21 protein-coding genes are annotated in these 23,086 nt (G+C 70.8%); 5 read left to right on the top strand and 16 right to left on the bottom strand.

The features are described 5' to 3' along the window. The first annotated feature begins 271 nt into the window (after positions 1 to 271). Positions 272 to 997 carry a hypothetical protein gene (locus tag OO68_RS37240; RefSeq protein WP_157852808.1) on the top strand — a complete coding sequence of 242 codons (726 nt, stop codon included), beginning with the start codon at positions 272 to 274 and terminating at the stop codon, positions 995 to 997. A 710-nt stretch (positions 998 to 1,707) separates the two neighbouring features. After that, complete coding sequence (locus OO68_RS37235) at positions 1,708 to 1,950, top strand: hypothetical protein (protein WP_033313790.1); 243 nt, start codon at positions 1,708 to 1,710, stop codon at positions 1,948 to 1,950. Positions 1,951 to 2,119: 169 nt separating this feature from the next. On the opposite strand, the gene OO68_RS37230 is transcribed toward OO68_RS37235, so the two are convergent. The 16 genes from OO68_RS37230 to OO68_RS37155 all read right to left on the bottom strand — a co-directional run bounded on the left by OO68_RS37230 (position 2,120) and on the right by OO68_RS37155 (position 19,398). Next, entirely contained in the window at positions 2,120 to 4,411 is a 2,292-nt protein-coding gene (locus tag OO68_RS37230; protein ID WP_078625708.1) for an MMPL family transporter, read from the bottom strand. A 4-nt stretch (positions 4,412 to 4,415) separates the two neighbouring features. Then, positions 4,416 to 5,186 carry a helix-turn-helix domain-containing protein gene (locus tag OO68_RS37225; protein ID WP_245237361.1) on the bottom strand — a complete coding sequence of 257 codons (771 nt, stop codon included), beginning with the start codon at positions 5,184 to 5,186 and terminating at the stop codon, positions 4,416 to 4,418. 547 nt (positions 5,187 to 5,733) lie between these two features. After that, positions 5,734 to 6,828 (bottom strand): c-type cytochrome biogenesis protein CcsB, encoded by a 1,095-nt coding sequence (gene ccsB, locus OO68_RS37220; protein ID WP_033313789.1) that lies wholly within the window; start codon positions 6,826 to 6,828, stop codon positions 5,734 to 5,736. After that, positions 6,825 to 8,570, bottom strand: a complete 1,746-nt coding sequence (resB, locus tag OO68_RS37215) for a cytochrome c biogenesis protein ResB (protein WP_033313788.1) — start codon at positions 8,568 to 8,570, stop codon at positions 6,825 to 6,827. The genes ccsB and resB overlap by 4 nt, the downstream gene beginning before the upstream one ends. A gap of 233 nt (positions 8,571 to 8,803) precedes the next feature. After that, positions 8,804 to 9,493, bottom strand: a complete 690-nt coding sequence (locus OO68_RS37210; RefSeq protein WP_051814944.1) for an SCO family protein — start codon at positions 9,491 to 9,493, stop codon at positions 8,804 to 8,806. A gap of 31 nt (positions 9,494 to 9,524) precedes the next feature. Then, the gene (locus tag OO68_RS37205) at positions 9,525 to 9,893 is read right to left on the bottom strand and encodes an ArsR/SmtB family transcription factor (RefSeq protein ID WP_033313786.1); all 369 of its coding nucleotides are present in this window, start codon (positions 9,891 to 9,893) and stop codon (positions 9,525 to 9,527) included. Between the two features lie 69 nt (positions 9,894 to 9,962). Further along, entirely contained in the window at positions 9,963 to 10,715 is a 753-nt protein-coding gene (locus tag OO68_RS37200; RefSeq protein ID WP_033313785.1) for a cytochrome c biogenesis CcdA family protein, read from the bottom strand. 3 nt (positions 10,716 to 10,718) lie between these two features. Continuing rightward, entirely contained in the window at positions 10,719 to 11,321 is a 603-nt protein-coding gene (locus tag OO68_RS37195; RefSeq protein WP_033313784.1) for a TlpA family protein disulfide reductase, read from the bottom strand. Between the two features lie 32 nt (positions 11,322 to 11,353). Next, complete coding sequence (locus OO68_RS37190; RefSeq protein ID WP_033313783.1) at positions 11,354 to 11,998, bottom strand: vitamin K epoxide reductase family protein; 645 nt, start codon at positions 11,996 to 11,998, stop codon at positions 11,354 to 11,356. Further along, complete coding sequence (locus tag OO68_RS37185) at positions 11,995 to 12,672, bottom strand: DsbA family protein (protein ID WP_078625706.1); 678 nt, start codon at positions 12,670 to 12,672, stop codon at positions 11,995 to 11,997. Before OO68_RS37185 ends, OO68_RS37190 begins: the two co-directional genes overlap by 4 nt. A 245-nt stretch (positions 12,673 to 12,917) precedes the next feature. Then, positions 12,918 to 13,859, bottom strand: a complete 942-nt coding sequence (locus OO68_RS37180) for a bile acid:sodium symporter (protein WP_033313819.1) — start codon at positions 13,857 to 13,859, stop codon at positions 12,918 to 12,920. Positions 13,860 to 14,307: 448 nt separating this feature from the next. Then, positions 14,308 to 14,925, bottom strand: coding sequence for a cation efflux transmembrane domain-containing protein (locus tag OO68_RS37175; RefSeq protein ID WP_209442659.1), 618 nt, complete (start codon positions 14,923 to 14,925; stop codon positions 14,308 to 14,310). A gap of 46 nt (positions 14,926 to 14,971) precedes the next feature. Then, the gene (locus OO68_RS37170; RefSeq protein ID WP_033313782.1) at positions 14,972 to 16,519 is read right to left on the bottom strand and encodes a DHA2 family efflux MFS transporter permease subunit; all 1,548 of its coding nucleotides are present in this window, start codon (positions 16,517 to 16,519) and stop codon (positions 14,972 to 14,974) included. Beyond that, positions 16,512 to 17,042, bottom strand: coding sequence for a signal peptidase II (locus tag OO68_RS37165; protein ID WP_033313781.1), 531 nt, complete (start codon positions 17,040 to 17,042; stop codon positions 16,512 to 16,514). Before OO68_RS37165 ends, OO68_RS37170 begins: the two co-directional genes overlap by 8 nt. Next, a complete protein-coding gene (locus tag OO68_RS37160) occupies positions 17,039 to 19,003 on the bottom strand; it encodes a heavy metal translocating P-type ATPase (RefSeq protein WP_033313778.1) in 1,965 nt (654 codons plus the stop codon). The genes OO68_RS37165 and OO68_RS37160 overlap by 4 nt, the downstream gene beginning before the upstream one ends. Then, on the bottom strand, positions 19,000 to 19,398 hold the full coding sequence (locus tag OO68_RS37155; RefSeq protein WP_078625705.1) for an ArsR/SmtB family transcription factor: 399 nt from the start codon (positions 19,396 to 19,398) through the stop codon (positions 19,000 to 19,002). Before OO68_RS37155 ends, OO68_RS37160 begins: the two co-directional genes overlap by 4 nt. A gap of 63 nt (positions 19,399 to 19,461) precedes the next feature. Between OO68_RS37155 and OO68_RS37150 the strand changes: the two genes are divergently transcribed. The 3 genes from OO68_RS37150 to OO68_RS37135 all read left to right on the top strand — a co-directional run. Further along, positions 19,462 to 20,253 (top strand): alpha/beta fold hydrolase, encoded by a 792-nt coding sequence (locus tag OO68_RS37150; RefSeq protein ID WP_063739365.1) that lies wholly within the window; start codon positions 19,462 to 19,464, stop codon positions 20,251 to 20,253. Then, positions 20,250 to 21,638, top strand: a complete 1,389-nt coding sequence (locus OO68_RS37145; RefSeq protein ID WP_033313775.1) for a hypothetical protein — start codon at positions 20,250 to 20,252, stop codon at positions 21,636 to 21,638. Before OO68_RS37150 ends, OO68_RS37145 begins: the two co-directional genes overlap by 4 nt. A gap of 902 nt (positions 21,639 to 22,540) precedes the next feature. After that, a partial coding sequence (locus OO68_RS37135; RefSeq protein ID WP_033313773.1) for a pyridoxal-phosphate dependent enzyme occupies positions 22,541 to 23,086 on the top strand: 546 nt, incomplete at its 3' end.

Here is a 23,086-nt window from a genome sequence, read left to right as displayed (position 1 = left end):
GGAGGCGGAGACAGCTGCCTGGCGCTGCTTGGCTTTGTCGCCGCACGCTCGCGTTCGCCCTCAGGCGCGGGATCTCCAACCGCGTCCTCTGCGTGCTTCGCCGATGGGCACGACCCGCGCACCGCTGGATCAGCCGCACCGGCGATCCACCGTGCCTACACCGACTTTCGATCCTGCGCTGCTGAGAGCTGCACCAGCGTGACGCCGCACCACTGGTGTCGGCGCGCTTCTGCCTGCTCTCGCACACCAAGATCTGAAAGGCCGTACCCGCGTGACCACCGTTCTCCAGCCCGAGCGCCACCAGACTCCCCCCTCGAGACATCGCCGCCCCGCCTTCGACAAGAAGTCGCTCCCGGCTCGCTACAGCGGCCAGATGCTCTACTTCATGGGCGCCGCCCTGATCGCCGGCGCCGTCGTCCACTACCCGATCGATCCGTCGCTGTACACGATCATCTGCGTCGTCGGCGCCTTCGTGTTCCTCCTCGGCACCATCGTCAACGAGTTCGTGCTGGCCGATGAGCGTCCGGCGCTGAGCCAGGCAGTCTCGCTGGTGGCGTTCTCCCTGCTGCTGTCCTTCGGCGTCGGCCTGGTCGGCGGCGGCATCCAGCACTTCGAGCAGTTCCCCGAGCGCAGCGCCTGGATGACCCCCATCGGCCTGCTCATGTCGTACGTCGCGTTCGTCGCCAAAGACTCCAAGGGCCGCTGGCGGCACCTCGTCAGCCCGTTCGCGGCCGGTGTCGTCGTCCTCTCGGCCCTCACCTGGCTGGGCATGACCGCCCTCGCCGGCACCATCAGCTCCGACGGTCACAGCCACGATCACGGCTCCACGACCCAGACCCCCGCAGAGCAGGACCAGCCCTCCGCAGAGCAGGACCAGCCCTCCGCAGAGCAGGACCAGCCCTCCGCAGAGCAGGACCAGGCTCCCGCTGAGCAGGACCGGCCGGCCGAAGCCCCCGCCGAGCCGGCAGAGGATGGTCATACGTCCCATAGCCACTGACTCGTAGCCGTTCTCGCGGGCCCACGCGTGGACCCACGCTGGGCTCGTAGTCCCACTCATGGCGCCTGCGCTTGCCGTCGGCGGGCTCGGGATGTGGCGTGCTCCTGCGAGCGCGCAGCTCGGCGAGGCGTTCCTCCAGACGGTTCTCCTCGCTGGTGATCTTCCCCAGCTCGCCGCGGCGGGTGCGGCCCTTGATCAAGGACATGGCCTGGTCGGCTGCCTGGCGACCGCCGGGGTGGCGGCTTCTTCCGTGGCGCGGGCCACGCGGAGACCAAGGCTTCCCGGACAGTGCGCCGATTAATGCCGTACTTGCGCGCGAGAGCGCGTACCGACAACCCCTCCATGCGGGAGTCCCGATGGATCGCCGCGAGGCATCGGCTGGGTGTCACTCGGCTGGCTCCTCGGCGAGCTTCCCATGCGCCTGGGCCTGCTCATCAGCCATGAATTCCACCTGCACGCGGCGGCGGTAGCCGCCCCTCACCTGTGATCGACGATCTCCCTGAGAACCCCGGTGCGACCGCCCGGTGACTGTGCCAGCCGACCTGGATCGTTCTCGCCTACAACCGCTGTACCGATGTTCAAGGCCGAGCACGGCCAGGCGCGCGGGTTCGCGGATTCCTGGAGGGGATCAGTCAGGAACCCGTGCGCGAGTCTCCGATTTCGCTTCCGGCAGACGAGTTCGCCGGTCGGCGACGACGAGAGTGGCGGCGATGAAGTCCGGCTGGGGGATGACCGCGGGAGCGCACGCCGTGACCGCCTACGTCCTGCCGCTGCTCGCCACGGCGGCGGCCTTCGCACTGACCTACGTCCTCTGCATGCGCCCCATGCGCACGGACGCGGAGATCAAGCGGCTGCGCGAGGAGGTCCAGCTCCTGCACCACGAACTCGACCTGCGCTCCGGCACGGCCGAGCCGACCCCCGGCGACCGGCTCCGGAAGGGTGAGGCGCGCTGAGCACCACCTCCCCCTACGGCCGCGACGGCCCGCCGCTGTCCCCCAGCTGCCGGGCCGTCGCGGCGCTCGCTGCCTGCGTCACCGGATGGAGGCCCGGGCTGTCGGTGCCGCTGTAGGCAGCCCAGGCGAAACAGTGACGAAGGTAATGCGACCGGACACGGCTACGGGTTCAGTGACGCAGGCCCAGCCGGTCGTGCAGGCGGTGCAGCCGGCCCGGTGCCCACCAGTTGGCGCTTCCGAACAGCCGCATCAGGGCCGGCATCAGCAGGGTGCGGACGATGAACGCGTCCACCAGCACGGCCAGGGTCAGCCCGACGCCGAGCATCTTCAGGTATGTGATCCCGGAGATGGCCAGGGCGCCGAGTACGACCGCGATGAGTACGGCGGCGGCGGTGACGAGGCGGCCGGTGCGCTCTAGACCGGCGGCTACGGCTGCGGTGTTGTCGCTGCTGTGGTCGTACTCCTCCTTGATACGGGAGAGGAGGAATACCTGGTAGTCCATGGCGAGGCCGTAGGCGATGCAGAACATCAGCACTGGCGCGGTCACGTCGACCCATCCGGTCGTGGTGAAGTCGCCGATCAGGCCGCGCAGGTGCCCATCCTGGAAGACGTACACCATGGCGCCGAAGGCCGCAGTGAGGCTGATCAGGGAGAGCGCGATCGCCTGCAGGGGGATCAGTACCGAACCGGTGAGGGCGAACAGCAGCAGCGCGGTCGCCACGGCGACGATCAGCGCCGCCCACGGCAGCCGTTCACCGATCGCGTCGCGGGTGTCGACCAGCGTGGCGGAGTCGCCCCCGACCAGAACAGGGGCGGGTGAGTCGAGGTCGCGGACGCGCTCGACGAGTGCGGTGCCGTCGGCCGAGATCGGCTCCACATCGGTGACGGCTGACAGCCACGCCGAACGGTCCTCGGCGCGGAACCGTGCTGAGGCGTCCGACGGCGGGGCGGCGAGCTTCCCGCTTATGTAGCTGCCGAGTGCGGTGTCGACACGGCTGACGTGCGGCAGTCGGGAGACGGTGGCGGCGTATTCGCTGAGCGCGGCGTCGTTCACACGGCCGTCGAGGACGATCGGGGTGGCGGTGGTCTCCCGTGAGTCGAACCGGGTCCGCAGCTGCTCCGACGCCTGATAGCCGGCGGACGCCTGGGGAAGCGTGCGGTGGTCGTTGATGCCGAACTCGACGCCGACGAACGGCGTCGCCAGACCGGCGAGCAGTGTCACGGTCACGAGCGTGAAGAGAACAGAACGGCGCATGACCGCCAGCGCGAGCCGACGCCAGGCCCCCGCCCCCTCCCGCGCGCTGCCCCGTGCGGCGGCCGTGCGGCGCCCACGGAGCAGACCGCGCAGGTCCAGGGAGTTGATGCGATGCCCGGCGAGTGCCAGCAGCGCCGGCAGAACCACCAGCGTGACGGCGGCGGTCAGCAGGGCAACGGCGATACCGGCGTAGGCGAACGAGGGCAGGAAGTAGCCGGGGAACACGAGCAGTGCGGTGAGTGCCAGCGCGACGGTGATGGCGGAGAACAGCACGGTGCGGCCCGCGGTGTGCATCGCCACCGCGATCGCGTCATGCACTTTCCGCCCGGCACGCAGCTCCTCCCGGTGACGGGTGATCAGAAACAGGCTGTAGTCGATCGCCAGGCCCAGTCCGAGGGCCGTGGTGAGATTGAGGGAGAACACCGACACGTCGGTCATCGCGGTGATGGCCCGCAACACGGCGAGGGTTCCGACGATCGCCACGATGCCGGCCAGCAGCGGCAGCCCGGCGGCGACCGCCGAGCCGAAGACCAGCACAAGGATCAGCAATGTCAGCGGCGCGGTGAGCAGTTCGGCGCGGGTGAGGTCCTTCTCGGCCTGCGCGTCGATCTCACGGTCGAGCTGGGCCGCGCCTGTGACGCGCACGGTCAGGCCGTCCCGCTTGCCGCCGACCTGGTCGACCACGCGGGCGGCCACCGCCTCGGAAGCGTCCTCGTCACCGTCCAGACGCAGCAGGAGCAGACCGATCCGGCCGTCCTCGGAGCGCAGCGACTCCGGACGGCCCTCAGACCAGTACGAATCCACGCCCCGGACGCCCGCGATGCCACGGACCCGGTCGGTCAGCGCGGTGCCCGCCGAGACTGCTCCCGGCTCGTCGACCGACCCGGAAGCCTCCGCCAAGAGGACCAGTTGCGGATCGCCGGCGTCGAACCGGCTCTCCAGGATCCGCTGCGCCTGTGCCGACGGCGTGTCAGGGTCGGTCAGCCCACCGGAGCCCATCCGGTCCCCGGCGCCCGCGCCGAGCACGCCCGCCAGGACGGTCGCGGCCAAGGCCAGGACGAGGACGGCGATCCGGTGGCGTGCGCAGAAGCGGCCCCACCGGGCCAGCGCACCGTCGGGTGCGGGTGCGCCCGCTTCGGGCGCTGCCGGACTCGGCTGCGTACCGGCGGTGGAAGGCGGGGGTGTCTGGGTCTCGTGGTCGGACATGCCCTCAGAGTCGGCCGGCGCCCCCGCCGTTGGCTTGAACAGATCCGCTGCTCCCGTTGCGCCAGCCGGCCGCCCGCACCGCCTCGGTAGGGGTGAGACCGAACATCGCGCGGCAGGTCCGCGACAAGTGGGAACTGTCGGCGAACCCCGCGTCATGGGCGGCGTCGGTCAGCGTGGCCCCGGCTCGTACGGCCTCGACGGCCCGGCGCAGGCACATCCATCGTCGCCAGGCCGGGTAGGCGATACCAAGCTGGTCGGCGAACAGGTGCCCGAGTCTGCTCGGGGAGATCCCCACCGCTGCGGCCAGCTCGGACAGCTCCGGCGGTCCGCCCGCCCGCTGCACACCGAGGCGTAGAGCCCGGTCGAGGCGGGGGTGCAAGGGAGCCTCCACGTCCCGTTGTTCGCCGGGAGCAGCGAAGGCGACCCAGCCGGCCACGCGATCAGCAGCACAGTCCCCCGCGGCCAACTGTGCCGCGAGCGCGCGGCCGGCAGGCGCGGCCGGGTCCACATAGGCCGACACGCCCCTGGCACCGGGTGACGCCCGAACCTCGTGCCGGACCCCTGCCGGGATGACCGCCCGGCCGCGGGTTGTCACCTCACCGCCGTAGGCGTCGGACAGCACCACCTCGCCCGCCGTGACCTCCAGGACCTGCACGCACGCATGGGCGTGCGGGGCCGACGAGCCGATGGCGCCGCTGAACGTCAGCCGTCCCGGCTCGACAGTCACCGCGCCGGACCATCGCCCTCGCATGCCGTACATGTCATGGCGAGCCATCAGATCCTCCGGATGTCTGCCCTGGGGAACCACAGCGCCCGCGCACCGCACGCTCGCCGCGACAGCGCGGCCACACACGCCCCAACCGCCCGTGCGGCACCGAACATCGCCAGGCGGCACGGGCTGCTGCCTCAGCCCTCCATCGAGCGTCAGCCGAACACCTCTGCATCATATCGGCTGTTCCCGCTGTCATCGGGTTTGTTCGATGATAGTGCGGGGAGCCGGGGATGCCTGAAGACGCTGCATGCACCTGACCACGCGACGCTGGTACGCCTCGTGCGCCACAAAATCGTCTGGCCCAGCGATGTTCGGCGTTCACTGGGGACGGAGCCGGCGGCACGGCGATGGCTCATCGGGGTGGTCATGTGCCGCTGTGGCTGGGCGCCGGTGTGGCCGACTGGTACCAGCACCAGCGCACCCGGAGATCGCGGGTAGCGCGGGGGACCGACTGAGCGGGGGCTTGTCCCGCGGCGGCGGCCGATCAGGTGGGCGCTCGCGCCGCCGACGATGAGAGCCGCAGAGCCCGGCCTCGCAGCTGCTGTCGGGGTCAGACGCCGGCGTAGGAGTGCAGGCCGGTGATGAACATGTTGACGCCGTAGTAGTTGAAGATGAAGCAGGCGAAGGCGATCAGGACGAGGTAGGCGGCCTTGCGGCCCTTCCAGCCGGCGGTGGCGCGGGCGTGGAGGTAGCAGGCGTAGGCGACCCAGGTGATGAAGGACCAGGTCTCCTTGGGGTCCCAGCCCCAGTAGCGGCCCCAGGCGGCCTCGGCCCAGATCGCACCCGCGATGATCGTGAAGGTCCACAGCGGGAAGATGACCGCGTTGATGCGGTAGGCGAACTTGTCCAGGCTGGCGGCCGCGGGCAGCCGTCCCAGGACGGACGAGGCAGCACGGCCGGGCTGCTTGCCCTCGGCGGAGGCGAGCTTGGTCTCGTAACGGTCGCGGAAGAGGTAGAGAACTGTGGCCAGCGCGCCGAGGTAGAACATGGCGCCGGAGATGATCGCGCAGGAGACGTGGATCCACAGCCAGTAGGAGTTGAGGGCGGGAACGAGCTGGTCGCTGTCGGTGTACAGGACCGTCACGGCCAGGCCGAGGTCGAGGAGGACCGAGGTGACCAGGGGCAGGCCGATCCAGCGCACGTTCTTGCCGAGCGTGAGGAACAGGAGGTATCCGCCCACGGCGACCAGGGAGAAGGTGGTGGAGAACTCGTACATGTTGCCCCACGGGGCGCGCTGCACCGACAGCGTCCGGGCCACCACGCCGCCGAGGTGGACCAGGAAGGCCAGGACAGTCAGGGAGATCGCGATCCGCCCGTACAGCTCGCCCTTCTCGTCCCCGGCCGCGGCTCCGGGGCCGTCGGGAACGTCTCGGCTGCCGACGGCGGAGCGGGTGGTGACCTCGGCTCGTTCGATCACGGTGGTGCCCCCGGCCTTGCGGGTGGCCGTGACGGTGACGGCGGGAAGTGGGGCGGTGGCCGGGGGCTGGGTCAGGGCGGCGGCGGTGCGGCCCACCTTGCTGCGGCTGCCGAAGACCCATTCCGTGATGTGGGCGAGGAAGGCGAGGGTGTAGACCGCCATCGCCGAGTAGATCAGTACGTTGCTGATGGAGGCCATGTCCTCGTTGGCTGCGGCAGCGATGTTCACGGGCGTGCTCCTGGTGCGGGGTCGGCAGGGGTGGGGGCTGAGTCGGTGGCGTCCTGGGCCGGGGGCAGGGCGGGGGCGTCGGGTCGCAGGGCGAGGGCCACCGCGGCGACCTCCTCGGGCAGCCGGGCCCACTCGCTGCGGCCCAGTCCGGCGACCTCGACGACGGTGGTGCCGTCCTCGCCGGGGGTGGCCTTCACCCAGATCCGGCGGCGCTGGATGAACAGCGACGCCGACAGGCCGATCAGCGCCGCCAGCGCGCCGGCCAGGGCCAGGCCGTTGCCGGGACGGTGGGAGACCTGGAAGGTGGCCCATTCCTTGACGCCGTCGAAGGTCAGCGAACCGGCGCCGCCCGGCAGGGTCATGGTCTCGCCCGGCCGCAGCATCTTCCTGAGCTTGTTGCCCTTGGCGTCCGTGAACTGCTTCATGTTCTTCAGGTCGAGCTGGTAGACGTTCTGCGGCAGTCCCGAATCGAGCCCCAGGTCGCCCCGGTATGCGGTCAGCGCCAGGACCGGATAGTCCAGGGCGGGGAACTGCGAGAACATCGAGCCCGAGCCCACACCCCCGAACGTCGGCACGAACACCCCCTGGAAGCCCAGTTGGTCCTTGTTGCCCTTGGCGTCCCGGTAGTTCGGCACCTTGATCACGCCGACCGAGGTGACGTTGCTGTCCTGCGGAAGGAAGGCCACAGGACCCTGGTAGGCGATCGTGCCCCGACCGTCCTTGACCGTGACGACGGGCGCGTAGCCGTGTCCGAGGAGGTAGACCTTCGAGTCGCCGACTTCGAGAGGGTGGTTGACGGTGATGGTGCGCGGGCGTGGTTCGCCGTCGGCGCCTTCCCAGTAGGACACACGGGCCCGGAAGGTGCGCGGGGTGCCCCTTTGCGGGCCGGTGCGCTCGTAGGTCGCGTCGAACCCTTCCAAGGTGAAACCGAACGGCGGCAGCTTCTGACGGTCGAAGAGCGCCCCGGACTTCAGGTCGTCGTACTGGCTGAGAGTGTTGGAGAAGCCGTCCCCTTCCACGACCAGCTTGCCGCCCTCGGAGTTCCACAACTGTCCGGTGGCGAAGGCGACGAGCATGACGATCAGCGATACGTGGAAGACGAGGTTGCCCGCCTCCCGGAGGTAGCCCTTCTCGGAGGCCACCGCGTTTTCTGCGGTGCAGGTCCGGTAGCGCCTGCTCCGCAGGAGCTTGCGCGCGGCTTCCAGGACCTGCTCGGGTTCGGCCTCGGTGCGCCATGTGGTGTGCGCGGGCAGGCGGGTCAGGTTTCGCGGCGCGGCCGGCGGGCGGCCACGCAGCTGCCCAGCGAACTGCCAGGAGCGGGGCACGATGCAGCCGATGAGCGATATGAACAGCAGAATGTAGATCGCCGAGAACCACACCGAGCTGTAGACGCTGAAGAGCTGCAGCTTCTCGAAGATCGGCCCGAGGACGTCGTGCTCGGCCTTGTACCGGTCGACCTTCGCCGGGTCGGTGCCGCGCTGCGGCAGCAGCGATCCGGGGATCGAGGCGAGCGAGAGCAAGAACAGCAGGATCAACGCGATACGCATCGAGGTCAGCTGCCGCCAGCACCAGCGGACCCAGCCGACCAGACCCAGCTCCGGGACGCCGCCGCCTTCGGACGGGGCAGTGGACAGCTGTGCACCGGCGGCCCCGAGCCCGGGCTCCTCGCCCGTCGACGTGCTGCGTGCCTGGCTGGAGGATTCGTCGGCCGTGTCGGGAGCGGGCGTCGTGGTCTTGGACATGGATCAGCTCCCGGCGTTGACGCCGGCAGGGCGCCGGCGGGCGATGATGCGGGCACAGGCCGCGCGGCTGGCAGCGGCGAGGGTGGCAGGGGTGGCCAGGCGGCCTCGGGGAGCGGGCCGAGGCGCGTGGCGGGCGTGAGTGAAGGGCGCCGCGGCACCTGGACGACGAGCGCGGCCGGAACGAACTGGCCGGGTGCCGTCCCGCAGCCTGCTCTGGGGCGTGGGAGTGGTGGTCATCGTGCCGCGTCCGTCTGCTTGCCCCGGGCGAGGAGGGGCAGGTCGTGGGTGAAGGTCTTCAGCGGGGTGTCGGTCAGGTACACCACGTGTGCTTTGTCGTCCGTGGGCAGGAAGGCCATGACCTGGCCGCCGTGGGAGGAGGTGACGGTGCCGTCGTGGTGCTTCTTGGGGTCCTCGACGCTGATGCCGAGCGGACGGGCGGCTGCCTTGATTTTCTCCAGGTCGCCGCTCAGCCCGGTGAAGCTCGCGTCGAAGGAGGCCAGCCACTTCTTGAGTACCTGGGGGGTGTCGCGTTCGGGGTCGGTGGTGACGAACACGACGTCGGTCTTGTCACGGACGTCGTGGGGCTGTTCCTTCAGCGCCAGGGCGACGTCGCTGAGGGTGGTGGGGCACACGTCGGGGCAGTTGGTGTAGCCGAAGAACAGCAGCACAGCCCGGCCGGCGGTTTTCTTGCGCAGGTCGAACGGTTGGCCGGTGGTGTCGGTGAGCAGCAGGTCCGGCTTGCTGAAGTAGGGCGCCTGGAGCTCGCTGCCCCGGTAGAGGGTATCGTCCGAGGCCCGGGCGACGTCAGCATCCTGGCTCGAGGCGGCAGGGGCGGTGGAGCTGCACGCGGACAGGGCCACGGCGGCCGCCACGGTCAGGGCAGCCACAGCGGCCCGCTGGCGCCGTGCACTGGGCAAGTTCATCAGGTGCTTCCGATCGGTGTTCTGGCCGGTGTCAGGCGGGCTTGGCCGCAGTCGTGCCGAGCAGGGTCCGCAGCAGATGGCGGCCGCGGTCGGTGAGCATGTACATCACCAGGCGGCCCTCCCGGCGGGAGGCGGCAAGTCCAGCTGTGCGCAGCTGCCGCAGATGGTGGGAGACCAGGTTCTGGGCCTGGCCTACCACCCAGGAAACATCGCACACGCACAGCTCGCCGCCCTCGGCCAGCGCGGCGGCCACTCCCAGGCGGGTGGGATCGGCCAGTGCCTTGGCCGCGGCGGCGGCCTGCTCCAGGTCGGGCAGCTGCGGCATCCGGGCGCGGATGGTCTCGGCGACCGGCAGGTCCAGGCACAGCAGGTCGCAGGAGTCCGGCCGTTCCTCACTCACCACAAAGATCCTTACTCGTCGTCATGTCATGCCGTTACCAGCTCAGTTGAGAGAGTCGAGCCGGGGGTTTCAGATGCCGACGGTGAAGCCGGCGGACCAGGACTGCATCTGGCTGATCAGGTAGCTCCACACGCCGGTGACCATCAGCAGACCGGTGGCGATCATCATCCCGCCGCCGATGCGCATCACCCACTGGTAGTGGGACTTGACCCAGGCGAAGACCCCGAGTGCCTTGCGGAAGGCGAGCCCGGCGGCGAGGAAGGGCAGGCCCAGGCCCGCGCAGTAGGCGACGGTCAGCACCGCGCCGCGGCCGGCGCTGGCTTCGGTGAAGGCCAGTGCCTGGACGGCGGCCAGGGTGGGGCCGATGCACGGGGTCCAGCCCAGGCCGAACAGCACCCCCAGCATCGGGGCGCCGGCCAGACCGGCCGCCGGGCGGCGGTGCAGCCGCCACTCCCGGCTCATCCCGGGCAGCACGCCCATGAACGACAGGCCCATCGCGATCGTCGCCGCGCCCAGGATGCGGATGAGCAGGTCTTGGTGTTCCAGCAGGGCGTTGCCCGCGTAGCCGAAGGCGGCGCCGAAGGAGACGAACACCGCGGTGAACCCGGCCAGGAACAGCAGGGTGCCGGCCAGGATGCGCCCGCGGCGGGCCTCGGCCAGGTCCGCGCCGCTGACCCCGGTGACGTAGGAGAGGTAGCCGGGCACCAGCGGCAGCACGCACGGGGAGAAGAAGGACACGGCTCCGGCCAGCGCCGCGACGGGCAGCGCCAGCAGCAGCGAGCCGCTGAGCACCGTGGCCTCCAACCCGGCGGCTATCGGCATGGCTCAGCCCTCCTTCAGCACAGGGTCGATCATCTTGCGCAGCTCGGTCTCGCTGAGAGCCTTCAGCGCGCGGGCGGCGATGCGGCCCTCACGGTCGATCACGACCGTGCTGGGGATCGCGGAGGGCGAGATCGTCCCCTTGAACTTCAGCAGCTGCCGCCCGGCCGGATCCCACAGGCTGGGATACGTGATGCCGAACTCCTTCTCGAAGTTCAGTGCGTTGGTCTTGGTCGCATCCCGGGTGTTGATCCCGAGGAACGCGACGCCCTGCCCGCGGGTGTCCTCGAAGACCTTCTTCAGGTGCGGTGCCTCGGCCCGGCACGGCGCGCACCAGGAGCCCCACACGTTGATGACCACGATCTTGCCGCGGTAGTCGGCCAGCGCGGTCTGCTCACCGGTGAGGGTCTCGCCCCGCACATCCGGGGCGGCCTGCCGGTCGGCGGCCGGGATCTGCAGCAGTTGCCGGTCGGCTGCCTTCGCGGTCGAGGGCGGGGCGTCGTCGCTCTGCGTGGTGCAGCCCGCGGCGGCCAGCGCGGCCAGGACGAGGGAGAGGGCGGCGGCGCGGCGCGCAATCCGTGCACCGGCGCCGGCAGGAGTGGATCTCATCGGTGAGTGCCTTCGGTGGGGCGGGAGCGGGGTTAGAGGAGGGTGGTCCAGTACAGCCAGAACCGCTGCAGGATCAGCACGGCGATGATCAGATACCAGGCGGTGAGGACGACGCCGTGGTAGCCGGCCACTGCCGTTGCTGCGTGGCGCACCCGGTCCGGCACGGGCAGATACCCGCGGGTGAGGACGTGCACGGCGGTGTACCAGAAGACCGGGATCATCACCGCCCACACCACCATGCAGTACGGGCACAGCGCGCCGATCCGGTACAGGCTCTGGAAGATCAGCCAGTGCACGAAGACCACACCGAAGGTGACCCCCGCCTGCACTCCCCACCAGAACCAGCGCGGCAGTACCGCTCCGCTCCACAGCACCACCCCTATCGCGGTCACCACCGCGAAACCGGCGATCCCCAGCAGCGGGTTGGGAAACCCGAACACCTCCGCCTGCGGCGTCGTCATCACCGACCCGCAGCTGAGCACCGGATTGATGCTGCACGAGGGGCTGTAGGACGGGTCCTTCAGCAGGGCGATCTTCTCGACCGTCAGCGTGAAGGCGGCCAGGAAACCGACCGCTCCGCCGACCGTGAGCAGAACGGCCAGCATGCGCTGCCCCACGGGCACGGTGCTCTCGGTACCCGCGGCCTGTGACGGGGTGGGCGGGGCGGTGACGGTCACTTGGCCAGCTCCGCGTCGATGGCCGCCCTGAAGTCGTCCACCGACTGGATCTGCGGGCGCTTGCCGTTGATGAAGAACGTCGGGGTGCCCTGGACGCCGAGCGCGAGGCCGTCGTTGCGGTCCTTCTCCACCCGCTTGGCGGTGGCCGGATCCTTCCAGTCCGCCTCGAACTTCTTCATGTCCAGCCCGAGTTCCTTGGCGAAGCCGCGGAAGGTCTTCTCGTGCGAGACCTGCTGGTCGCCCCAGCTGGCCTGGGTCTCGTACATCTTCCGGTACATCGCCTCCAGCTTGCCCTGCGCCGCGGCGGCTTCCACCGCACGGGCGGCCAGCTCGGCGTTCTTGTGGCTGGGGATCGGGAAGTAGCGCATCACGAACGTGACCCGGCCCTCGTACTCTTCGCGGAGCTTCTCCACGTGCGGGAAGGCGGCCCGGCACGACTCGCACTCCAGGTCCAAGAACTCCACGACCGTCACCTTGCCGCCCTTCGCCGTCGACAGCCGGTGACTGTCGGGGCGGACCAGCACCGAAGCGGGCGCGGCCTTGCCCTGGCCGGCGCCTGCCTGGGCCGAGGCATCCGCCGTGGCATCAGGCGTGCGATTGGCCGCCAGCAGCGCGGCGACGACAGCCAGGGCGACGGCGACCAGGGCCAGGGAAAGCTTCACGTTCTTCGTCATGAGCCTCAACCGAAACAGGGGCAGGAAGGAGTACCGGCGGACGCGCCGCACCTCCGGTCACACCGGCAGGCCCCCGAACGACGCATCGACACACTAACGGACATTGGAATGAGCTCCGCCGCCGGGGGGTGGGCCACGGACTTCCCTCCCGCTGTGACGCCCGCCGGCGGCACCGTCCTGTGCCGTGCGGGCAATGAGCATGAGCGGAAACCGCAACCAGGCGCACACGGCGAAGGCTTTCCCCGTCAGCGGGCCGGCAGCAGCCGGGGCACTGCCCGGACGTAGATCACCATGCCGACCACTTCCACCAGGGTCTGGGCGACCACCACCACCGCCGCGATGGCAAGCGCGTCGGGCAGGGCCAGCGCCAGCGGCAGGACGACCAGGGAGTTGCGGGTCGCGCCCGTGAACACGATCGCCCGGCTCGCGGGCACGTCCAGTCGGAACATGCGGGCGACGGCGAGCCCGGCGAACGCCATCACCGCCAGGAAGAGCACATAAAACGGCATCACGCGGGCCACGTCGGCGAGGCTGTCATTCAGCTTGGGAACCTGGGAGGCGACCACCGTCAGCAAGGTGGCCGCCATCAGCGGCACCATCGTCGTGCCCATCATCTCGGCAACCTTCTGCCCGGCCGCACGGCGGGCGGCCCAGCCTTGCGTGAGCCAGGCCAGGGCCAGCGGGATGACAATCAGCACGACGAACGCGTCGACGAACGGGCCGACCTTCACCACCTCGGCCAGGTCCGAGCCCATGAACAGAAGCAGGAAGCCCGGCAGCAGCACCATCTGCGCGAGCAGCAGCAACGGCGTCGCAGCCAGCAGCCGCCGGCTGCTGCCGCCGGCCAGCCCGCTGAAGACGATCACGTAGTCCACGCACGGGGCCAGCAGCACCAGCAGCACTCCCAGCCGCACCGCCTGGTTGGCCGGCAGGAACGCGAACATCGCCGCGACCACCATCGGTACCACCACGAAGTTCACCACCAGCGCGGCGGCCAGGAACCGGCCCGCCCGAAGCGAGCGGCCCAGCTCGGCGGCGGGCACCTGCAAGAACGTCACGTACAACAGGGCCGCGAGCGCCGGATTGATGGCGTGCTCCAGTCCCGGCCCCGCCGTAGGAGCGGCCCAGCCCACCACTGCCCCGGCCGCCATCGCCCCCACGTAGGCGGTGACCTGGTGACGTTCCATGCCTGCGACCAGGCCGGATGACTGCGACAACGTACTACTCCTTGCAGGGGTGGTGACAGGCTGGCGTGCGGCGCTCAGGGGGCGGGACGCCAGGCTGAAGGGGTCGGTGAGCAGGCCGGCGCCCCGGGCGGGGCGCGGACTTCGGAGCGCCCGGCGGGCCGCCTTCACCTTCCAGTCGGGTCGTAGGTTCACCGACGGTCCGCGGCGTACGGCCCAAGGCCGTACGCCGCAGGCGTGGCCGCGTACGCCCGTGCCCCGCGCGCCCAGAACGTCGCCCGCTTCAGACCTCGCCCGCAAATCGTCATCCCGTCCGGCAAGAACAAGGGCGAGCCACCCCTCGGTCGCCACCGTCTACCGCATCGTTGCCGAGGGAGACACCGCCGGGCCCCGGCCCGAGTATCACAGACAGTTGGCTTGCGGCTGGTGTCTGAGGTGGCGGCCAGGCGGGTCAGGGTGCGGTTTGCGGACTGTGGTTGCGGGATTCTTCCCAGGCTTCGTGTCCGGACTTGGCTGCCAGGCCGGCGACGATCAGGGCGACGAGCGGGTCGGCCCACCACCAGCCGACGGTGATGTTGAGGCCGAGGCCGGCCAGCAGGCTGAGCGAGAGGTAGTTGGACAGCCAGGTCTCGTTCGCCTGGGCGGACAGGACGGGGTTGCCCAGGGCTCGCCCGGTGCGCTGCTGGGCGATGGCGACGGGCACCATCACGGCGAGGGCGACGATGTTCAGGATGACGCCGACCAGGGACTCTCCCGCCTTGTCCTGGGTGATCAGGTCGCGGGCGGATTCGAAGGCCACGTAGGCCGCGAGGACGTAGAAGCTGAGGGCGATCAGCCGCAGGGCTGGACGCATGCGGGCCTGGGCTCCGCCGCGAAGCTGCCAGATGACCACAGCCGCGGCGAACACCTCGATGGCGGAGTCGATACCGAAGCCGACCAGGGCGATGGACTGGGCCGCAAGGCCGGCCGTGACGGCGACGCCGCCTTCGAGCACATCCCAGACAACGATGAGCCAGGCGAGGGAGAGTCCGCGGCGGACCAGAGCGTTTTCCTCGGCGCGGGTGGGCACTTTGGGGCCTTTCGATACGGAGATGGCAGGTGCTACGACGTTTCCCTCACCGGATCTCTTTGATCTCGGATGCTTCGGCGGGACGAGGTGGTGTGTCTGCGGAGCGGGCGGGGAGCCGGGCGGCGATGAGCACGGCCAGAGCGGCGGAGATCACGGCACTGACCATGAAGACGCCCGACATGGCCTGCGTGAAGGCGTGCGCGGCGGCATCCGCGAGGCTGTCCCCGGGTGCGCCGCCGATGCGCTGGGCGGCGGCGTAGGCGCCGGCGATGTTGTCGCGGGCGGCCTGGGCCGCCGGTTCGGGCAGGCCCTCAAGGTGAGGGTCGAGGTCTCGGGTGTAGGCGGCGTTCAGGACGGTGCCGAGGATCGCGACGCTGAAGGCGGCGCCGATCTGGCGGATGGCCATCAGCAGTCCCGAGCCGGCGGCGGCGCGGTGTTCGGGCAGGGTGGCCATGACGGCATCGACCGCCGGGGCCAAGGCGAGGCCGGCGCCCAGTCCGATGACGGCGAGGCAGGTGGCGGTGAAGGCGTAGGTCGAGCCGGGGGTGACGGCCGAGTACAGGGCGAAGCCGGCGGCGGCGATGGCCAGGCCCGCCACCATGGGGATCTTCGCCCCGATGCGGGTGACGATCTTGTCGACGGCCGAGGCGGCGACCAGGATCGCCAGCACCAGCGGCACCAGGCGAATCCCGGTGCCGAAGGCGCTGTGGCCGCCGAGGATCTGCAGGTACTGGGGCACCACGAACAGCGCCCCGACCAGGGTGAAGGTGCCCGCAGTCGCGGCCAGCGTCGGCCAGGTGAAGAAGGGGTTGGTGAAAAGCCGCAGGTCGATCAGCGGATGGGCGGTGCGGCGCGACCAGTACAGGAAGGCGGCCAGCAGCAGGATGCCAGCGCCGATCGCGGCGAGCACCCCCGGATCGCTCCAGCCGTCCTCGGGGCCCTGGATGATCCCGTAGACCAGGGAGGCGGTGCCGAGCACTGACGTGGCGATGCCGCGTCGGTCCAGCGGGGGCGCGGCGGGGTCGCGTGATTCGGGCAGCAGGACGGTCGCGGCGATCAGGGCGAGGGCTCCGACGGGGACGTTGATCAGGAAGACAGAGCCCCACCAGAACTGCTCAAGCAGCCAGCCTCCGATGATTGGCCCGAGCGGCAGCCCGACGCCAAGGGCCCCGACCCACACGGCGATCGCGCGGCGCCGCTGCTCGGGCGGGAAAAGCACCGGGAGGATGCCCAGCGACAGCGGCACGATGACGGCGGCGCCGATGCCCATGACCGCGCGGGCGGCGATCAGAGAGTCCGCGGTGCCGCTGAAGGCGGCCCAAGCGGAGGCGGCGACGAAGGCCGCGAGACCGGCCAGCAGCAGCTTTTTGCGGCCGTAGCGGTCTCCGAGTCCGCCCGCCGGGAGCATCAGGGCGGCGAAGACGAGGGTGTAGGCGTTGACGATCCACTGCAGCTGGGTGGTGCTCGCGGCCAGGTCGCCGGCCAGGGTGGGCAGGGCGACGTTGAGGATCATCAGGTCCAGGCCGACGGTGAGCAGGGCGATGACCAGGGCGGCCAGCCCCGCCCACCGGCGCACGGGGGAAGGTTCAGTCATCGGAGGGGGGTTGCTTCGTCGGTTCATGCTCACTCCCGAGGAAGGACAGGACGACGATGCTGATCCCGCCGAGCACGATGAAGACGTCGGCGAGGTTGAAGGTGGGCCACCAGCCGGTGTGCAGGTAGTCGGTGACGACGCTGTCCCCGGCGCGGTCGATCACGTTGGCGACGGCGCCGCCCAGGATCGCGGCGAGCGCAGCCCGCCACGCCAGCCGGGCCGTGGGCGCGATACGCCACGCCCACACGGCGATGGCTGTGGTGATCAGCCCTGCGACAGTGATCACCACTCCGGCGGGGGCGTCGGCGGCGAAGGAGAACGCCATGCCGGGGTTGAAGGCCAGTTGAAGATTGACCGGCCATGCTTCGATCGGCGCGTCTACCAGGGCCTTCTGGGCCCATGCCTTGGCGCCCAGGTCGATGCCGGCCAGCGCGCCGGCGGTCAGCAGGAGCCAGATGCGGCGGCGGGCCGTCCGCCCGGCAGCGGGGGCTGCCGGGCGGACGGCGGTGCGGTCGGCGGTCACGCGCTGGCTCCCACCGGGGCCGGGGCGGCCTGCGCCACGGGGGCGGGCGCGGCGGGCAGAGGCTTGGTCCGCCCGGCCCGTACGCCGTTGCCGATGACGACGATCTCGGCGACCTCGTGCACCGCGACCACCGCGGCCAGACCGAGGATGCCGAACAGCGCCAGCGGCATCAGGCCGACGACAATGGCCAGCGACAGGCCGACGTTCTGCAGCATGATCCGCCGGGCGCGACGGGCGTGGTCCAGGGCCTGCGGCAGGTGGCGCAGGTCCTCACCCATCAAGGCCACGTCCGCGGTCTCGATCGCCACGTCGGTGCCCATGGCGCCCATCGCGATACCGAGATCGGCGGTGGCCAGCGCGGGGGCGTCGTTGACGCCGTCGCCGACCATCGCGGTGGACCGCTGCGTCCGGAGTTCGCCGATGATGCGGGCCTTGTCCTCCGGCCGCAGGTCGGCGTGGACGGTGTCGATACCGGCCTGGGCGGCCAGCGCCTTGGCCGTGCGCTCGTTGTCGCCGGTGAGCATGGCTACCGTCAGCCCGCTGGCGTGCAGGCGGGAGACGACCTCGGCGGCTTCGGGGCGCAGGTCATCGCGGACCGCGATGGCGCCGATCACCCGGCCGTCGTCCTCGATCAGGACGGCGGTGGCGCCGTCCTCCTGCATCTGCTTCACCCGGGCGGCGAGGTCCCCGGCCTCGATCCAGCCGGGCCGGCCGAGGCGGACCTGGCGGCCGTCGATGCGGCCGACGAGACCGGCACCGGTGACCGCGTCCACATCCGAAGCCGACGTCACGTCACCGTCGGCCGCGGCCAGAATCGCCCGCGCCAGCGGGTGCTCACTGCGCGCCTCCAGCGCGGCGGCGATCCGCAGGACCTCCGCCTCGGTCGCTGTACCGGTGGCGGCGATGTCCACGACAGCGGGCTGGTTGCGGGTCAGCGTGCCGGTCTTGTCCAGCGCCACGGTCCGGACTCCGCCCAGGGCCTCCAGGGCTGCGCCGCCCTTGACCAGGACGCCGATCTTGCTGGCCGCGCCGACGGCGGCGACCACGGTGACCGGTACGGAGATCGCCAGCGCGCACGGCGAGGCGGCGACCAGCACGACCAGGGCCCGCTCGATCCAGGTGGAAGCGTCTCCGAAGATGCTGCCGACGATGGCGATCAGTGCGGCGGCGACCATGATGCCCGGCACCATCGGCTTGGCGATCTTGTCGGCGAGGCGCTGGCTGGCGCCCTTGCGGGACTGCTCGGCCTCCACTATCCGCACGATCCGGGCCAGGGAGTTGTCCTCGGCGGTCGTGGTGACCTCGACCTCCAGCACACCGGTGCCGTTGATGGAACCGGCGAACACCTCCGAGCCCGGCTCGGCCTCGACGGGAACCGACTCGCCGGTGATCGCGGAGAGGTCCAGGGCGGTGCGGCCGGAGCGGATGACACCGTCGGTGGCGATTCGCTCGCCGGGCTTGACCACCATCGTGTCGCCGATGCGCAGCTCGGCCGGGGCGACGGTCTGCTCGACGCCGTCACGCAGCACGGTGGCCTCGTCCGGCACCAGATTCAAAAGGGCGCGCAGGCCGCGCCGGGTGCGGGCCAGGGAGTACTCCTCCAGGCCCTCGCTGATGGAGAACAGGAAGGCCAGCATGGCGGCCTCGCCGACCTCACCAAGGATCACCGCACCGACGGCGGCGATCGTCATCAGCGTGCCGACACCGATCTTGCCCTTGGCCAGCCGCCGGAGCGTGGACGGTACGAAGGTCCAGGCGCCCACCGCCAGGGCGAGCGCGTTGACCACCGTCACCACGGTGTCGGAGGCCCCGGACCAGCCGGCGATCAGCCCGGCCAGCAGCAGCATGCCCGCCACCGCGGCGGCCCGCAGCTCACTGACCTCCCACAGCTTTTCCGGCTCGTGCTCCTCCTCGCCCTCGGCGGTCTTCTTCTCGTCGCCGCAGCCGCACGCGTCACTCATTGGGCACTCTCTTCACTCTTCGAGGCGGACACGGCCGCCGATGTTCCGTAGTTCGGGCAGAGCTCGACCGCCTCACCGGTGGCCGCCAGCAGCTGCTCCGCCGAGGCCAGCAGGTCCAGCAGCTCCGGGCGGGACAGGAAATACAGCGAGGCCCGCCCGACCGGCCGGGAATCGACCAGACCGCAGTCCCGAAGGCACGCCAGATGCGCCGAAACCGTGGACTGCGCCAGCCCCACACAGGCGACCAGATCGGTCACCCGCGCCTCGCCCTCGGCCAGACGCCGCAGAATTGCCAGCCGCGCCGGATCGCCCAGCGAGCGGAACAACGCCACCGCGGCAGGCGGCGCCTCACAGGCACCGGCTCCCGCAGCGGCCCCCAAACTATTCATCGTCATGCGGCGATGATAGCTGAAGCGGTGGATGATATCTATGGAGAGGAATCGGGTATGGGATAGGTCATGCAACGGATCACGGCGGCGGTGAGCGGCCGACCCATGGTTGCCTGGCGCATCGGCGGGCCTGGACCGTCGGTGGTATGCGTGCACGGCGCCGGAGTCTCCAGCCGGGAATTCCAGCCCTTCCTCAAGGTCCTCGGCCACCGCCACGACGCATGGACCGTCGACCTTCCCGGCTTCGGCGCCAGCAGTGGGCCCCCGTACCCGCTGGGCCTGCGGGCGCTGGCCGACGCGCTCGCCGACTGGCTGGCCGCCGTCGACTTGGACCCGGTAGTGCTGCTCGGCGGGTCCTTCGGTTGCCAGGTGGCCGTCGACGCCGCCGTCCGGCATCCCGACCGCATCGCCGCTCTGGTGCTCGTGGGACCAACCCTCGACCCCGCCGCGCGCGGCTTCGTCCGCCAGCTGCTGCGCTGGATGCGCAACTCCCCCCACGAACGGGCCTCGATGGCAGCACTCAACCTCGCCGACTACCGCGACGCAGGCGTGCGCCGCATCGTCGGCGCGTTCGCCGAGTCGCTGCGCGACCGCATCGAGGACAAGCTGCCGCACATCCACGCGCCGGCACTGGTGGTCCGCGGCGACCACGACCGGCTGGTCCCTCAAGAGTGGGCAGAGGAGGTGACCCGGCTGCTGCCGGCGGGTCGGCTGGCCGTGGTGGCCCACGTAGGCCACATGGTGCCCTACCGGCGGCCGCAGGAACTGGCCGGGCTCGTCACGGATTTCCTCGCCCACGAAGTCCCGGCCCGAGGTGCCGGCGATGAGACGGGCCCGGAGGAGAGCGGGGCGGCACGGTGAAGGCGTCCAAGGCGGTCGCCGCATTCGACTCGTCCACCGGGATGCTGCGTGCCCTGTCCCGCTTCCTCGCCGGACGGGACATCCCGGCCATCGGCCAGGTCCCGGCCGCCCTGGAGATCCCGCTGTCCGCCCTGCTCGGCACCCTGAACCGGCTGCCGAGGCCGGCCCAGGAGCGGGCGTACGCGGCGAGCGGCTGGGCCGAGGCCATCCCACAGCGCAGGGTCGGCGACGTGCGCTCGGAGGCCCTCGCCGCATGGGTCACCGGACACTACCCCCGACGCCGCTACCCGGTGATCTTCATCGGCTCCACGAACGGCGCCCTGGTCCACCTGGCCGCAGCCCTCGACGCGGCCTGGCTGCCGCAGACGCTGCTGCTGCCCGTGCGCCGCCGCGGTGTCGCCCCGGACGACCCGCGCGGCGACCTGGCCGCCGTCGAAGGAGCCGGGCGCGCACTGCTCGCCGCCAACCCGGAGCTCGAACTGCACCACATGCACGACCCGAACCAGGACCGTCTGATGATCGCCGGGATGACGTACTTCCGGGTCAAATGGCGCCGGCTGCCCGATGCCTACCGCCGGTTCATCCGCGACCACCTCGCGCCCGGCGGCCTGCTCGTCACCGTCGACTGCACACTGCGCTGGCCCACCACCCAGATCGACGACCGATACGTCTTCCAGTTCGGCGCCCTCGGCGACGCCACACCCGAGGAATACCCCCAGGGCGGCCCCCGCGTCGCCGACCTGCTCGCCCGCTACCGCGCCCCGGTGCGCCACTGGGACCCACCCGCCCCCGACGGCGAGAGCCCCGAGGCGGAATGGGGCCTGCAGCCCGCCCTGCTCAACGACCTCTCCGCCTTCGCCGAACAGCACCGGCTCAATGCGCACGTCCTGCGCTTCGACACGCCGCAACGGCTCAGCCCCGCCGTCGCCGACCTCTACCGCTCCTGGTACGCCGACCGCGGCCTGCCCACCGGACGGCTCCTGGCCGAGTCATTCCTCCTGCTCGAACCCTGGTGGGCCCTGCGCACCGGCTCCGTGCCCTACTGGGCCCTCTTCGGCACCGAGACCGCCCGCGCCGGCCTGAACGCCTACCTGGACACCACCGACCCCTACGACGAGATCCGGATCCTTCTGTTCAACCACGGCACCGACTCCATCGGCCTGGCGAGCGCACAGGACTGGCAGCGCACAGCCGCCCGCGCCCGCAAGATCGGCGTCCTGACCGGCGTGGACGCCACCGCATACCCACGCGACTTCGCCAGCCTCGTCCGCTCGCACCGGGAACTGAGCAAAATCCGCGCCCGCTACCCCATGCCACCGCCTCTCAACACTGCCGCCGCCAAAGCACTCACCGCCCGGGATGAGATCGACTGGCACCCGGCCTGACGGCCCGCAGCGCACTGCCGGATCGCCCCCAACCGAGGTTCTCCGGAATGCCCGCCGCGACCAGCGGCCAACCGGCTGGGCCACCGGCGAAGGGCCCGTGGGCAGAAAACTCGCCCACAGATCAGCGGGCGCCCGTCGGCCTCCTGCTCCGCCTTGGCGGTGCGAAGAGTGCGACCGTAAGTGCGATCCGGCGACCCCAAGGGGCGCTCACCGATCTAATGGAAGCACCGCGGAGTGTCGGCTCTGTGAATTTGGCGACGCAGAACTGCTGACCTTCACCCAGGCCCGCACCTGATCCTGCCTCCGGGGACGACGGGAAACGCTCACTCCAAGGCCCATCCCCGCAGCTCGCACTGCACCTTTGAACGGTCCCACCGTTCTCCTTTCCGGGCCCTGGGCGGCAGGGCCGTCCCAGGGTTCTGCGGTTGAGGGCCCCGCGCGTCAGGCCGCCCGCACGGCCCATCGCACGAACTTTATGCACATGATCGATTACTCTATGTATCAATGACGGTCCGAGCCGACCGGTGACCCGGCCAGGTGGCAGGCGGCCCCCGCCGAGGACAGCCCAGTGCAGTGCTGGGGCACGGACGAGCCGACGGTGCAGCCGCCCCGGGACATCGCCCCGGCCGCCGACGCGCCGCAGGAGGCGCAGCCGGCCGTACACGCCGACGCGTCACTCGTCTCTGTGCGAGGAGGCCCGCCCTCGCAGCCGGACCTCGGCACGCCGCCCGTCCAACGGGAACGGGCCCGCCTGGGCGTGTGGAGGACCTGATCGCTCCCTGAGCCGCAGCCACGAACGGCGCCCGCATGCCCGGCAACGGCTCCCGATCGGACCAGCCTCCGTCAACCCACAGAAACGGCCGACGGCCTTCTGGTGCCGTCGGCCGCGGGAGAAGCACGCCATGAACCACCTCACCACGCCCGCGATCCCCGCCTCACCGGCCCGGCTTCTCGCCGACGCCAAGCGCCCGACGCACACCCCCGCCGGACTGGTCGGCGACACACCCGTTCTCTGGATCGGCGAGCCCTTCACCGCCGCCGGACGCGGCTTCTGGACCAAGCTCGAAGGCCACAATCCCGGCGGCATCAAGGACCGGTCCGCCCTGCACATGGTGCGGGCCGCGCGCGAGCGCGGGCAGTTGCTGCCCGGCGCCCGGATCGTCGAGTCCACCTCCGGCACCCTCGGCCTCGGCCTGGCCCTCGCAGGAGCCGTATTCGGCCACCCGGTCACGGTCGTCACCGACCCCGGCATGGAACCGCTGATGACCGGCCTGCTCACCGCCTACGGTGCCCAGGTCGACCTCGTCCACACCCCGCACCCGACCGGAGGCTGGCAACAGGCCCGCCGCCACCGCGTCGAGGAACTCCTCGCCCTCCACCCGGACGCCTGGTGCCCCGACCAGTACAACAACCCCGACAACGTGGCCGCCTACGCCCCGCTCGCCCAC

It is taken from the genome of Streptomyces iakyrus, from assembly GCF_000717055.1.
In the GTDB taxonomy this organism is placed as follows: Bacteria; Actinomycetota; Actinomycetes; order Streptomycetales; family Streptomycetaceae; genus Streptomyces; species Streptomyces iakyrus.
The sequence above is the reverse complement of the archived record's forward strand: the minus strand, read 5'-3'. Positions and strand labels throughout refer to the sequence as shown.

Bases quoted from the DNA above. Each gene is read 5' to 3' on its own strand.
- OO68_RS37235 (WP_033313790.1), top strand. From the start codon at position 1,708: ATGAAGTCCGGCTGGGGGATGACCGCGGGAGCGCACGCCGTGACCGCC.
- OO68_RS37230 (WP_078625708.1), bottom strand. From the start codon at position 4,411: ATGTCCGACCACGAGACCCAGACACCCCCGCCTTCCACCGCCGGTACG.
- OO68_RS37225 (WP_245237361.1), bottom strand. From the start codon at position 5,186: ATGGCTCGCCATGACATGTACGGCATGCGAGGGCGATGGTCCGGCGCG.
- resB (WP_033313788.1), bottom strand. From the start codon at position 8,570: ATGTCCAAGACCACGACGCCCGCTCCCGACACGGCCGACGAATCCTCC.
- OO68_RS37210 (WP_051814944.1), bottom strand. From the start codon at position 9,493: ATGAACTTGCCCAGTGCACGGCGCCAGCGGGCCGCTGTGGCTGCCCTG.
- OO68_RS37200 (WP_033313785.1), bottom strand. From the start codon at position 10,715: ATGCCGATAGCCGCCGGGTTGGAGGCCACGGTGCTCAGCGGCTCGCTG.
- OO68_RS37195 (WP_033313784.1), bottom strand. From the start codon at position 11,321: ATGAGATCCACTCCTGCCGGCGCCGGTGCACGGATTGCGCGCCGCGCC.
- OO68_RS37185 (WP_078625706.1), bottom strand. From the start codon at position 12,672: ATGACGAAGAACGTGAAGCTTTCCCTGGCCCTGGTCGCCGTCGCCCTG.
- OO68_RS37180 (WP_033313819.1), bottom strand. From the start codon at position 13,859: ATGGAACGTCACCAGGTCACCGCCTACGTGGGGGCGATGGCGGCCGGG.
- OO68_RS37170 (WP_033313782.1), bottom strand. From the start codon at position 16,519: ATGACTGAACCTTCCCCCGTGCGCCGGTGGGCGGGGCTGGCCGCCCTG.
- OO68_RS37160 (WP_033313778.1), bottom strand. From the start codon at position 19,003: ATGAGTGACGCGTGCGGCTGCGGCGACGAGAAGAAGACCGCCGAGGGC.
- OO68_RS37155 (WP_078625705.1), bottom strand. From the start codon at position 19,398: ATGACGATGAATAGTTTGGGGGCCGCTGCGGGAGCCGGTGCCTGTGAG.
- OO68_RS37150 (WP_063739365.1), top strand. From the start codon at position 19,462: ATGCAACGGATCACGGCGGCGGTGAGCGGCCGACCCATGGTTGCCTGG.